The sequence below is a fragment of the Marinomonas sp. UCMA 3892 genome, assembly GCF_012726345.1.
Taxonomy (GTDB): domain Bacteria; phylum Pseudomonadota; class Gammaproteobacteria; order Pseudomonadales; family Marinomonadaceae; genus Marinomonas.
The window spans coordinates 107828-120973 of the sequence record NZ_PTXN01000005.1 but is presented as its reverse complement, the minus strand read 5'-3'; the positions used below and the strand labels follow the sequence as shown (position 1 = coordinate 120973).

8 protein-coding genes are annotated in these 13146 nt (G+C 43.9%); 4 read left to right on the top strand and 4 right to left on the bottom strand.

Going from position 1 to position 13146, the window contains the following annotated elements; genetic code table 11:
- Window positions 1–14: 14 nt before the first annotated feature.
- Genes B6N13_RS08395 through B6N13_RS08385 form a run of 3 tightly spaced genes read right to left on the bottom strand, consistent with a single transcriptional unit; the run spans window position 15 to window position 5772 of the window.
- Window positions 15–3374 (bottom strand): transglutaminase family protein, encoded by a 3360-nt coding sequence (locus tag B6N13_RS08395; protein ID WP_169459062.1) that lies wholly within the window; start codon window positions 3372–3374, stop codon window positions 15–17.
- Complete coding sequence (locus tag B6N13_RS08390; RefSeq protein WP_012068707.1) at window positions 3371–4315, bottom strand: alpha-E domain-containing protein; 945 nt, start codon at window positions 4313–4315, stop codon at window positions 3371–3373. Before B6N13_RS08390 ends, B6N13_RS08395 begins: the two co-directional genes overlap by 4 nt.
- A gap of 2 nt (window positions 4316–4317) precedes the next feature.
- Window positions 4318–5772, bottom strand: coding sequence for a circularly permuted type 2 ATP-grasp protein (locus B6N13_RS08385; RefSeq protein ID WP_012068708.1), 1455 nt, complete (start codon window positions 5770–5772; stop codon window positions 4318–4320).
- A gap of 332 nt (window positions 5773–6104) precedes the next feature.
- Between B6N13_RS08385 and B6N13_RS08380 the strand changes: the two genes are divergently transcribed.
- The 4 genes from B6N13_RS08380 to B6N13_RS08365 all read left to right on the top strand — a co-directional run bounded on the left by B6N13_RS08380 (window position 6105) and on the right by B6N13_RS08365 (window position 12480).
- Complete coding sequence (locus B6N13_RS08380; RefSeq protein WP_169459061.1) at window positions 6105–7298, top strand: FAD-dependent monooxygenase; 1194 nt, start codon at window positions 6105–6107, stop codon at window positions 7296–7298.
- Between the two features lie 191 nt (window positions 7299–7489).
- Complete coding sequence (locus B6N13_RS08375; protein ID WP_169459060.1) at window positions 7490–9829, top strand: glucose/quinate/shikimate family membrane-bound PQQ-dependent dehydrogenase; 2340 nt, start codon at window positions 7490–7492, stop codon at window positions 9827–9829.
- A gap of 311 nt (window positions 9830–10140) precedes the next feature.
- The gene (locus tag B6N13_RS08370; protein ID WP_012068711.1) at window positions 10141–11454 is read left to right on the top strand and encodes a Na+/H+ antiporter NhaC family protein; all 1314 of its coding nucleotides are present in this window, start codon (window positions 10141–10143) and stop codon (window positions 11452–11454) included.
- A gap of 135 nt (window positions 11455–11589) precedes the next feature.
- Complete coding sequence (locus B6N13_RS08365) at window positions 11590–12480, top strand: DMT family transporter (RefSeq protein WP_012068712.1); 891 nt, start codon at window positions 11590–11592, stop codon at window positions 12478–12480.
- On the opposite strand, the gene B6N13_RS08360 is transcribed toward B6N13_RS08365, so the two are convergent.
- Window positions 12481–13059: a TetR/AcrR family transcriptional regulator gene (locus B6N13_RS08360; RefSeq protein ID WP_169459059.1), complete on the bottom strand. Its 579-nt coding sequence runs from the start codon at window positions 13057–13059 to the stop codon at window positions 12481–12483.
- Between the last annotated feature and the right edge of the window lie 87 nt (window positions 13060–13146).

Below are 13146 nucleotides of genomic sequence, written 5' to 3'. Positions count from 1 at the left end.
AAAAAAATTAATTATTAGAGAACATTATACTGCTTCCTTAGATCTAATGTATGCGGATATTCATTCATTGGCTCTTCTGCTGGTGGCGACATGGCACGAGGCTCGTCTCCATTTGGGTAAAAAGAGCGCAATGCACTGAAGGCTGGCGGTGGAGATAGCGTGCCTTGAGTGAAGCCGTGATCCCAAAAACGGTTCACACGACGAGCTTCCGCTTCGTTGCTATTGACCGGTACATTGTCATACGTACGTCCACCTGGGTGAGACACATGATAAGTACAACCGCCCACAGATAAGCCATTCCAGGTATCGATTAAATCAAATATTAGTGGCGTGTCTGTCCCTAGTGTTGGGTGCAGAGCAGATGGTGGTGCCCAGGCTTTGTAACGCACTGCACCCACGTATTCGCCTTTGCGACCGGTAGAACGAATCGGCACACGACGGCCATTACAGCTAAGTACATAACGTCCATCGGTTAAGCCAGATAATTTTACCTGCAAACGTTCTACGGAAGAATCTACGTAGCGAGCAGTACCCGATCCGGTGATTTCTTCACCTAGAACGTGCCAAGGCTCAATTGCCCAACGAAGTTCAATTTCCATGTCATCGATTTTTTGACGGCCATAATGCGGGAAACGGAACTCTTCAAACGGCGCTAGCCATTCTAGTTTGAATGGGAAACCATGGCGCTGAAGATCTTCGACCACTTCTTTCACGTCCTGCCACACAAAATGCGGCAACATGAATTTGTCATGCAAACTAGTGCCCCAACGCACCAAAGGCTTTTTGTACGGTTCTTTCCAGAAACGGGCCACGAGACAGCGCAACAGCAGCATTTGTACGAGCGACATATGCGGATGCGGTGGCATTTCAAAACCACGGAATTCCAATAAACCTTGTCTACCGCTGGCGCTGCCAGCTGCGTAAAGCTTATCTATGCAGAACTCAGAACGATGGGTGTTACCTGTGATATCAACCAGTAAGTTACGCATTAAGCGGTCAACTAACCAAGGATCTTCAACAAAGCCTTCAGGCATATTTTGGAAAGCAATTTCCATTTCATACAGAGCTTCATCTCGTCCTTCGTCTGGGCGAGGTGCTTGGCTAGTTGGGCCAATGAACATGCCAGAGAAAAGATAAGACAAACCTGGATGATGCTGCCAGAAGGTCACTAAACTCTGTAACAACTCAGGGCGGCGCAACAGCGGACTGTCTGCTGGTGTGCGACCACCTAGCGTTACGTGATTACCTCCACCTGTGCCAGTATGGCGACCATCTAGCATGAATTTTTCTGCGCCAAGGCGAGAAAGGTAAGCTTGGTGATACAAGGTTTCGGTATTGTGAACCAGTTCTTTCCAGCTCGCGGCAGGATGAATATTTACTTCGATAACACCTGGATCTGGCGTGATCAGGAACTTTTGCAAGCGCGGATCTTTTGGAGGCTCATAACCTTCGACAACGATTGGTTTATCAAGGGTTTTCGCAACCGCTTCAAGCTGCTCAAGAACATCTACAAAGTGCTCAAGATGTGTCATTGGCGGCATAAATATATGCAAGCGGCCATCGCGTGGTTCGATACACAAGGTAGTGCGAATTACGTTTTTCAACGTTTTTTCTGGCGCTAAGGCAGGTGCTGCTGGTTTTTTAGCGAAATGCTGCTTGGCAACGCTTTCTAATACCGCGTTGTCTTTTTTGTTCGCCAAAGGTTGGCGAGGATCAAACGGGTCACGCTCAGGTATGCGATCTTCTTCAGCTTGAGCAGGTAAAGAATTCAGTGGTAAACGATAACCCATTGGGCTGTCGCCCGGAATTAAGGTGATAACGTCACTGCGCATTGGCCAAAGGGAGCTATTCCAACGATTGTTTACCGTATCGAATTCTAACGGCAAAACGAAACCTGTTGTGGTGCTTAAACCACGGCTAAGCAGTTTTGCTAGACGACGGCGTTCTAGATCATCTTTTAAATCGGCTTTGGTTGGATCTGCATCCGCAGGAAGCGATTGCTCCATCCATAAATAATACAGCGTGTCTTCGTAGGTGCTTTGAAGGTATTGCTTATCCAAGGCGAGTTTTTCACACAACAATTCACCAAACGCTTGGGCGTCTTTGATGGTGTGTTTGTAGTCTTTGTCTACACGAGCTAAATATTTTGGATCATTCCACAAGGCTTCGCCGTCAGTGCGCCAGAAACAACCCAGCGCCCAGCGTGGTACTTCTTCGCCCGGATACCATTTGCCTTGCCCATAATGGAGTAGGCCGTTAGCACCAAATTCTTGCTTCATTTTAATTAGCAAATCTTTGGCTAGTTTTAATTTTTCTGCGCCCAATGCGCCAGTATTCCATTGTTCTGAATCCATGTCGTCGATTGAGACAAACGTCGGCTCGCCACCCATGGTTAGGCGAACGTCTCCGTCTTCAAGTTGCTTATCGACCGCAAAGCCAAGAGCTTTGATAGTGTCCCATTCGCCTTCTGCATAGGGTTTGGTCACACGCGGATCTTCATGGATACGAGTAACAATGTTGCTGTAGCTAAACTCACATTCACATTCGTCAACAAAACCTGTGATTGGGGCTGCCGAAGCTGGTTCTGGTGTACAAGCCAGAGGAATGTGACCTTCGCCAGCGAATAGGCCTGAAGTAGGATCTAAGCCAACCCAGCCTGCACCTGGTAAAAACACTTCACACCATGCGTGTAAGTCGGTGAAATCTTCTTCTGGGCCAGATGGACCGTCGAGAGCTTTTACGTCCGCAGTGAGCTGTACTAAATAACCTGACGCAAAGCGTGCAGCTAATCCAAGGCTACGAAGTATTTGAACCAGTAACCATGATGTGTCACGACAAGAACCTTTTTTCAGGGTCAGTGTTTCTTCACAGGTCTGAACGCCTGGCTCTAAACGAATTCCGTAACCAATATCCGCTGCTAAGCGACTATTGATCGCCACGAGAAAATCGTTAATCGGCGTATTTTTACGATCAACTGTTGATAACCATTTATCTAATAACGGGCAAGATTCGGTTACTTGTAAGTAAGGCTCGAGCTCTTTTTTAAGCGCTTTGTCGTAGGCAAATGGATATTCTTCTGCGTAGCTTTCAACGAAGAAATCGAATGGGTTGATTACCGTCATATCGGCGATAACTTCCACGTAAAACTCTAACTTATTAGTCTTTTCAGGAAACACTAAGCGAGTTTGGAAGTTGCCAAACGGATCTTGTTGCACATTGATAAAATGTGTTTCAGGCAAGACTTTAAGCGAGTAAGCATGAATTTTTGTGCGTGAGTGCGCCGCCGGTTGTAGTCTTAGTACGTGGGGAGCCACGTTGATAAAACGATCAAACTCGTAGGTAGTCTTGTGCTGTATTGCGACTCTAATGGTCATGCAGCGTCTCCTTGCCGAAAATGAAACCAGTTTTCGGTGATCTGGTGATTTATTTCGATAATGGCAATCTGTATATCATTGAGATGATTATGGAAGTCTTCATCCAAATCTTCTGAACTATTGATTGGGTAATCAAATTCTAAAAGTTTATCTACCTTAGCGGTAATCAAACCAGCGCGTGGTAATTTTGTCGCCGCTTCACCTATTTGACCTAAGCAGTAAGCTAAGGATCGTGGGAAACAAGGGTCATTCATCAAGAATGTAGTGGCCTTTGCTCCGTTGATAGACGTTCTAACAGTGCGGCGATAATCCAAATACGCACTTTGAGACTTTAATACTTTTGACCAAGTCACTTGTCCAAGTTGAATTCTTGCTTCGGGCTCAGATTTCAACATTAAAGACACGGCCGCATCGAGAATACGTGTTCCCATGTCAGCACGTTCTAAATAGCGTCCCATAATGAGGAAATGCCAGCCGGAATCACGACTCATTGCTCCAGCAAAGAGGCCGATGATTTTTTGGCAGCCTTCAATAATGGTATTCAAGAAAAGGTGACGTTCTGAACGATTAATCCCTTGCTTGATATTCTGTTGTGCGTATAGATCTAGTTCGTTTATTAGTTCCCATGTTTCTTTAGGAACCGCATCACGTGTGGTGCGGATGTTTTCTCGGACCATTTTTAATGATGACAGCATAGAGCTTGAGTTTGTGTCATCGGCTAAAAGAAACTTCACTACGTTACGTTCGTCTTTTACTTTATAACGTTGTTCGAAAATTTCTTCACCACTGAGTATCTCGATTAAGTTATACCAAGATACTTCAATGTTTTTTGGAAGGTCGAATAATAGGTCGTCATAAACACTGACCAAGCGGGCTGTGTTTTCAACGCGTTCCAAATACCGTGCGCTCCAATATAAGCGTTCTGCGACTCTAGATAACATGATTACTGCCCCTTTGTTTCAACAATCCAAGTGTCTTTACTACCACCACCTTGTGACGAATTAACGACCAAGGAACCTTTTTTCATAGCGACGCGAGTTAGGCCGCCAGTGGTGACGTAGGTTTCCTTAGCTTGCAAGATAAATGGACGAAGGTCTAAGTGACGAGGTTCTAAGACACCTTTGGATATAAGCGTTGGTGCGGTGGATAATTTCAACGTTGGTTGAGCAATGTAATTACGCGGATTTTTAGTAATTAACTCGGCAAACAGTGCTTGTTCTTTCTTCGTTGAATGAGGCCCGACTAGCATACCGTAACCGCCAGATTCGTTGGCCGGTTTAACAACCAGTTTGTCTAGGTTGGCGAGAACATAGGCACGCTGCTCTGGGTCATCGCACAAGAAGGTCTCGACGTTGTTAAGAATCGGCTCTTCGTTCAAGTAATAACGAATGATGTCTGGGACATAAGCGTAAACCACTTTGTCATCGGCAACACCAGCACCCGGCGCGTTTGCTAGTGCGACATTACCTGCTCGCCATGCGCGCATTAGACCAGCAACACCTAGGACAGATTCAGGGTCAAAGGCTTCTGGGTCGATGAATAAGTCGTCAATACGACGATAAATAACATCTACGCGCTCTGGACCATCAATAGTTTTCATGTAAACGCAGTCGTCGTTGTCGACAAATAGGTCGCTGCCTTCAACGAGTTCGGCACCCATTTGTTGTGCCAAGAAAGCGTGTTCAAAGTAGGCGGAGTTATAAATCCCTGGTGTTAATACCACGATCTCAGGGTTTTCTATGTCTCTTGGTGACAAAGAGGCTAAGGTGTCAAATAATTGCGAGGTATAAGAATCGATCGGCAAGATGGATTCGTTTTCAAACAGTTCTGGCAAGACGCGCTTAGTAATGGCGCGGTTTTCCAACATGTAAGACACACCAGAGGGTACGCGTAAGTTATCTTCTAAAACAAAGAAGTCGCCATTTTCATCTCGTACTAGATCGGTACCACAAATATGCGCCCATACGCCGTAGGCTGGTGAAACGCCAACGCATTCTGGTCTAAAATTTTTGGAATCTTTGATGATGTGTTCTGGGATGATGCCGTCTTTGATGACGTTTTGGTCGTGGTAGAGGTCGTTGATGAAAAGGTTAAGAGCGGTAAGACGTTGTTTTAATCCTGCTTCAGCTATTTTCCAGTCTGAAGCTTTTATAGTTCTAGGGACGATATCGAAGGGCCATGCTCTGTCTATATTGCCTTCTTCTGTGTAGACCGTGAAGCTGATGCCCATTTCTTGTATCGTTGCTTCTGCGGTGAGACGCCTCTTTTCTAGTTCGTCTTCTGAGAGACTATCTAAATATCCCAAGAGTTGTTTTGCAGGAGATCTTGGGGCGCCTTTGTCATCTATTAACTCGTCAAAAAAATCAGATGACTGATAATGGCTGGTTAGTTTTTCCATGTATACCTCGTTCTCTTTATCAAGCCGGAGGTGGGTGCCTTAAACTTGCACACGTTTGTGGGCTTTTTTTGTGCATCCGCCCCACATTGGGGAGACTTCTTTACTTTGTAAGGTTAAACCTAGCGATATCATTACCTTGATTTACTAGGCTGCCAGTAATGTTTTCGCACTACTGAAAGAATAAAGCAAGGATCGAGCCATAGTATTTGAAAAGTATTTTCACATTTTTTGTTCCATCATAAGTGATATAGATCGGTTTTATTTAGGTGGGAATTCGCTACTATGGCGCCTTTAATTCTTGCAAAAGCATCATTAACAAAGAGGAAAGATGAGTGGGTCAGGTTGATTGTGTTGTGATTGCTGGTGCTGGTATTGGCGGATTATGTGCAGCATTGGCATTGGCCAAGCAAGGTATTCAGGTAACAGTATGTGAGCAAGCTGCAAGTCTTGGAGAAGTTGGTGCAGGCCTGCAAATAAGCCCTAATGCTATGAGGGTGCTACGAGAACTTGGTTTAGAATCTGAGTTAAGTCAGTTTGTTTTTAAACCTCAATATGCTGCTATTCGCGATTATAAAACCGGCGAATATTACCTCAAATCGCCTTTAGGTAAGCAAGCTGAAGCACGTTATGGTGCGTCTTACTGGCATTTGCATCGTGCTGATTTACATCAGGTTTTAGCAGAAGCTTGTGCACAAGTTGGTGTTAAAATGGTGCTAAATGCGACGGTTGCGGGCTATCGTGAAAATACTGAGCTCGAGCAAGTCTATTTGTTGCTCGAAGATGGTCGTGAATTTAGTGCAGATTTGTTGATCGGTGCGGACGGTATTCGCTCAAAAGTACGCGAGCAAATGTTAGGACAAGAGCGTCCAACTTTTATGGGGCAAGTAGCATGGCGCGGCGTTATTCCTGTTAGTGATCTGACTGTTGATGTCAAACCTGATGCGTGTGTTTGGGTAGGGCCAGGCCGTCATTTTGTGACCTACTATTTACGTGGTGGAGACTATGTCAACTTTGTTGCTGTAGAAGAACGCAGTGATTGGCGGTCTGAATCATGGCGCGAAGAAGGTGATGTTGACGAATTAAAGCGCGTGTTTGCAGATTGGCATCCTGAAGTGAGGGAGTTGATAAAAGCTGCGAGCAGTACGTTTTTATGGGCATTAAATGGCCGCGATGAACTGCCTACCTGGCACAAAGGTCGAGTGGTTTTGTTGGGTGATGCTTGTCATCCCATGCTGCCTTTTATGGCGCAAGGCGCCGCAATGGCGATTGAAGATGGATATGTTTTAGCTAAGTGTTTGTCTAATTATGCTTTGGGCGATGCTTTGCTGAAATACGAGCAATCTCGTAAACCCCGAGCGACTAAAATTCAGCAAATGTCTAAAGCCAATGTTGGCTTATATCATATGCACGGAGGTGTACTGGGCATAATGAAATTAAAAGCGCTTCAAGCTGCCGGACGGTTTGTTCCTGATGTTATTCAATCTAAATTAGATTTCGTATATGGTCATGATGTGACTAAGAATTGAGCATTATCGCGGGTTATTGCTTTATAAATATGTAAGAAAAAAGTCTATTTTGTCATTTTATATTCTACACTTTTTCTTTGAGTTGTAATCATCTATGGTGAATAGGTGGTGCGATGGCTGCTCTGCGGTCGTTTTGCTACTTTTTCCTGAATTAATAAACGCACGAATTAAACTCGAAGGGATTGTGTCATATGATTGTTCTCTCGGTACTGTTTTTAGTCATTGGTTTGGCTTTGCTATTGGGTGGTGGCTGGCTTGTGTCACTTGATGGCAGTCTCTATTATGTTGTTGCTGGCATTGCTTTTATCGCCGTTGCTTTGTTGTTAAGAAAGCGTAATAAAATAGCGAATCTAATTTACGCCTTGCTACTAGTAGGAACCTTAATCTGGTCGATTATGGAATCTGGTTTGAGTTGGTGGCCTTTAGCATCTCGAATGGGGCTTTTCTTAATCCTCGCCGTTCCTCTTCTCTTACTGGCTTTCTTTAAGCGACGCAGTGGTGGACGTGTGTTATTGCCAGTTTGGTTAGCAACAGCTTTAGTTACTATTTCTCCTTTGTTCATGACGTCACCAACGACGGTTGAAGGCACAATGACGCGGTCAGTTACCATGTCTGACGCGGATACTGGTGATGTTAATCAGGGGGAGTGGAATGCATACGGACGTAGTAATTTAGGTCAGCGATTCTCGCCATTAGGTCAAATTACACCTGATAACGCTGATCAGCTGCAACTTGCTTGGCAATATCAAACAGGTGATAAAAAAGGTCCTAAAGATGTGGGTGAAACTACCTACGAAGCGACCCCTCTAAAACTCGGAAATGCTCTTTATGTTTGTACACCGCATAACTGGATTGTGGCATTAGATGCGGATACGGGTGAAGAGCAGTGGGTCTATGATGCGAAAGTGCCCGCAGAAAGTCAGCGTCAGCATCAGACTTGTCGTGGCGTATCTTATTTACCGCCCACTAATTCTGTAAAACTCCCACCTATTCAAAAATCATCTGTACCTGCTGAAAGTTTAGAAAGTATGCAGTGTGATGCACAGTTGTTCTTACCTACATCTGATGCACGTTTAGTGGCTGTTGATCCTACAACGGGGGCGCGTTGCGCTAATTTTGCGGATAATGGCGAACTAGATTTGATGCACAATATGCCGTTTAAGCAGTCGGGTTACTATTATTCTACGTCGCCGCCATTAGTGGCTGGTGGTGTGGTGATTGTCTCTGGGTCAGTGAATGATAACTATGATGTGAATTCTCCATCAGGTGTGATTCGCGCTTACGATGTGAAAACGGGTGAGTTGAAATGGAACTGGGATTCTGGTCACCCAGACGATACAACGCCTATAGGCCCAGATGAAACTTATGCGACAAGCTCGCCAAATAGCTGGTCTGTTGCCAGTGCGGATGAAAAGCTTGGTTTGGCCTATTTCCCCATGGGGAATCGCACTCCGGATCAGCTAGGTATGTATCGTACTCCAGCGGAAGAAAAGTATGCGACTTCGGTTGTGGCTTTGAGCCTCGAAACTGGTCAGGTCGCTTGGGTTCAGCAGTTTGTTCACCATGATCTATGGGATATGGATACGCCAGCTCAACCTGCTTTGTTGGATTTAGATACACCAACGGGTAAACAGCCTGCTTTGGTGGTACCAACCAAACAAGGTGATGTGTACGTGTTGAATAGGAAAACGGGTGAACCTATTTTTCCTATTACTGAGGAGCCAGCACCACAGGGGACAATTCCTGGTGACTATGCGGCGAAAACTCAACCTACTTCGGCTTTATCCTTTAAGCCTGCTAAGTTAATGGAAGCAGATATGTGGGGCGCGACACCATTGGACCAACTAATGTGTCGTATTCAATTTAAGCAATTACGCTATGAAGGGCGCTACACGCCACCATCAGAGCAAGGCTCTATTGTTTACCCTGGGAACTTTGGGGTATTTAATTGGGGAAGTATTGCTGTCGACCCAAAACGTCAACAAATGTTTGGCATGCCTTTGTATCTCGCTTTTACTTCTACCTTGGTGCCAAAAGAAGGTGTTGATTTAGGGGGAGCGAATAAAGGTGAGCAAGGGTTAAACTCAAATGAAGGTGCAGATTTTGCCGTTGAATTGAAACCTTTCTTATCGCCATTAGGTGTGCCTTGTCAGCAACCACCATGGGGTTATGTGGCTGGTGTGGATCTTAAAACGGGCAAGACCGCTTGGAAGCATAAAAATGGCACCATCGAAGACATGACACCTCTTAAGTTGCCAATAGAAATGGGCATGCCTGGCATTGGTGGCCCAGTGATTACAGATGGCGGTGTTGTTTTCATGGCAGCGTCAGTTGATAACTATTTGCGAGCTTATGACATGTCTACTGGTGAAGAGTTGTGGAAAGGCCGTTTACCTGCGGGTGGTCAAGCTACACCAATGACTTACTTAAACAGCAAAGGTGAGCAAATGGTCGTTCAGGTAGCTGGTGGTCATGGTTCCATTGGTACAACCATTGGTGATTATGTGGTTGCTTATAAACTTAAAAAGTAGCTTTTTAGGGCTTTCTTTATATCGATTAGTCGTTTTATAGAGAAGCGGTCTTTATAAGTTACAACAAGCTCAGTATTGAAGTTGCTAGAAATAGTGGCAGCTTTAATTACTGGGCTTTTTATTGCTTCAATATCCTATATATCCATTTTGAATAATTAGTTATTTTATTTGTATTTTTGGTTATAACGTTTTGTGACAACGACATCGCGATTTATTATTGGTCTCATGCATTACTTTTTACTATTATTCGGGCCTTTCTTCCCTAAGACCACAAGTCGCGGGGCTAACTTAATCTGGAACCCTCAGACGATATGACTTCTAAATCTCCTTTGGCATTGTTGCCATTGTTACTTTTCCTCGTTCTTTTTGTTGGCAGTGGCCTTTGGTATCAGTCCGAAGGTGTGGACTTTGCCTTCTATCAGATCTCTGCCCCTGTCGCTATTTTGCCTGCTATTGCCTTGGCAATTTTATTAGGCAAAGGACATTTTAATCAACGCATCGAAACCTTTATTGAGGGAGTGGGTGATAACACTATTGTCACTATGGTGTTGATTTACTTGTTGGCCGGTGCGTTTGCTAGTGTGGCTAAAAGTGTTGGTGGTGTTGATGCGACCGTTAACTTTGGTCTGAGCGTGGTGCCTGCTTCGCTTTTATTGCCTGGTTTATTTGTGATTACAGCGTTCGTTGCAACTTCCATGGGAACGTCGATGGGAACGATTGCGGCCATTGCTCCAATAGCTATTGGCGTTGCGGAAGCTGCAGATTTATCCTTGTTGTTGACTGTTGGTACCGTTATTGGTGGTGCTATGTTTGGCGATAATTTATCGATTATTTCTGACACCACAATTGCCGCGACACGAACTCAGGGTTGTGACATGCGTGATAAATTCCGCATGAACTTCAAAATTGCTTTGCCTGCGGCCTTGGTTACTTTAGTTTGGTTGTTTTTCCAGAGTAGTGATGCGCACATTACAGATATTAAAGACTATGAGCTGATTCGCGTTTTGCCTTATGTTGTGGTTTTGGGCTTGGCAGTCGCTGGTGTTAACGTAATGTTAGTGTTGTTTAGCGGCATTATTTTGGCTGGTGTGATTGGTTTGACCATGCAGCCTGATTATTCGGTGGCGTCTTGGTCCTCTGATATCTACGCTGGCTATACTGGGATGCAGGAGATTTTGATTCTTTCTTTGTTGATTGGTGGTCTTGCTGCACTAATGAAATCTCAAGGTGGTCTGGAGTGGTTAGTTGGTGCTATCGAACGTATGAGTAAAGCTTTGGGTGCAAAAGCAGGTTCAACGCGCGCGGGTGAGTTGAGTATCAGCGCTGCAGTAGCATTAACTAACCTATGTACAGCTAACAACACTGTGTCTATTTTAATTAATGGCTCAGTCGCAAAAAACATTGCTGAACGCTACAATGTAGACCCTAAACGCAGTGCCAGCTTGTTAGATATTTTTTCATGTGTGGTACAGGGTGTATTGCCGTATGGCGCGCAAATATTATTAGCATCTTCTTTGGCTAAAGTATCGCCATTAGAGCTTGTTGGATATGTCCAATATAGCTGGTTGTTAGCTGTTGCGGCTTTGATTTCTATTTTTATTGCTTGGCCAAAAGGCGCGAGGTAGGTCTTAACAAAAGCAAATTATTGATAGGAAAGCTCGCACTCTAAGTTGTTTATCACGAAGGGCGCGGGCTTTTTTTGCTTTCTGGTTTAACGTTGTAAACTTTATTTAGTAAGCTTTTTTTATTAAGGACTATTCTTGAAACAAGGATCACATTTAAAGGCCGAATTGATACTGGTATTTGTTACTATTTTGGCTGGCTTCGGTTGGATATTTTCAAAAGAAGCGCTCGCAGGATTACCTCCACTTTTTTTTATGGGGGTGCGTTTTATTGTTGCTGGCTTTGTATTGTTTCTTGCAGGGCAAAAGTATTTTCGCGGTTTAGATTGGCAAAACGTTAAGCAAGCGAGTTTGGTTGGTTTGGTAATGGGCATCACTATGATGTTTTGGGTAACTGGATTGGATCAAGGCTCAAACTTAGGAGTGGGAGCTTTTATCACTAGTCTTGGTGTTGTACTCGTTCCAGTGGTTGCTCGTTTTCTATTTGGTGCTAGACCGCCGTTAAGTATTTGGATTGCTTTACCTATTGCGGTTGTTGGTTTGGGCTTTTTAGCGTTGAACGATGGGTTGAATTTTGAGTTTTCGCACTTGTATTTTTTGGGGGCCGCTTTAGGCTCAGCATTTCAGTTAAACTTATTGTCTCGCTTTTCAATGCGCATGCATGCTCTAGTGTTAACAGCCATTCAATTAAGTGTAGCTGGGTGTTTTTTACTTTTCCTTTCCCTGTTAACAGAAACGCTTCCGCACAGTATTAGTATTCCAGTGGCAGGGTGGTTTTTAGTTAGTACTTTGGTGGCAAGTAGTTTACGTTTTCTATTACAGACCTATGGGATGAGTATGACTCCAGTGAGTCATGCCGCAGTGATTATGAACCTGGAACCCGTTTGGACGGCTATTTTTGCTGTTTTTTGGTTTAGTGAGACCATGGCTTCAGGTCAAGTCTTTGGCTGCTTTTTGATTTTTATTGCTATGTTAGTGAGCCGCTGGTCTCAAATTAGAGCGATTTTCAAACCAGTTAAATCTTTTTAATTAAATTACATCTGGCAAAATAGTATCTAATGTTTGTCGATAAATTTGATGCATTTCTTTAGTAAAGGGCCTCGTTTGAAAATCCCAGCGAACGAGTAACCCTTCTGTTAAAGTGACCAGCATTTCAATACGAGCAATGGCCTCTCTTTCTGTAATAGTCGGATAGCGTGACATTAAAATAACGACTGCGCGATTTTGTAAACGAGTATGAGATTCTTTGTAGATTTTGGAGATAACTGGATTACGTGTTGCCTCCGCTTGAATCTCAGTATGCATTATTCTCATATTATGAGTTTCTTGATTTTCTTCAGAAAAGTGTCGCTCTAGCCAGTCTTTTTTATCTAAAAAAGACGCCATAAACTGTAATCTTTTTTGTGTAAGCTGTTCAACTAATGCACAAATAATGTCATCTTTATGGGCATAGTAACGGTAAATTTGGCCGACACTCAATCCTGCCGTTTTTGCAATCTCACTCATGCTTGCTTTATGGAAGCCTTTAGTCAGAACGTGTTGTTCTGTGGCATCAATAATGCATTGTTTTCGTAGATCACTTTTACATGGTAATTTAATAGTTCTCATTTATTTGCACGTTTTGTCATATATTTAGAGAGATTGCTTATATTATAGTGCTTGTGAATGATCATTCTCAATATGTCGAAAGGAAGT

What these genes read in the sequence shown, in the direction of transcription:
- B6N13_RS08370 (WP_012068711.1), top strand. Translation starts at nt 10,141, where the DNA reads ATGACTTCTAAATCTCCTTTGGCATTGTTGCCATTGTTACTTTTCCTC.
- B6N13_RS08390 (WP_012068707.1), bottom strand. Translation starts at nt 4,315, where the DNA reads ATGTTATCTAGAGTCGCAGAACGCTTATATTGGAGCGCACGGTATTTG.
- B6N13_RS08360 (WP_169459059.1), bottom strand. Translation starts at nt 13,059, where the DNA reads ATGAGAACTATTAAATTACCATGTAAAAGTGATCTACGAAAACAATGC.
- B6N13_RS08395 (WP_169459062.1), bottom strand. Translation starts at nt 3,374, where the DNA reads ATGACCATTAGAGTCGCAATACAGCACAAGACTACCTACGAGTTTGAT.
- B6N13_RS08375 (WP_169459060.1), top strand. Translation starts at nt 7,490, where the DNA reads ATGATTGTTCTCTCGGTACTGTTTTTAGTCATTGGTTTGGCTTTGCTA.
- B6N13_RS08385 (WP_012068708.1), bottom strand. Translation starts at nt 5,772, where the DNA reads ATGGAAAAACTAACCAGCCATTATCAGTCATCTGATTTTTTTGACGAG.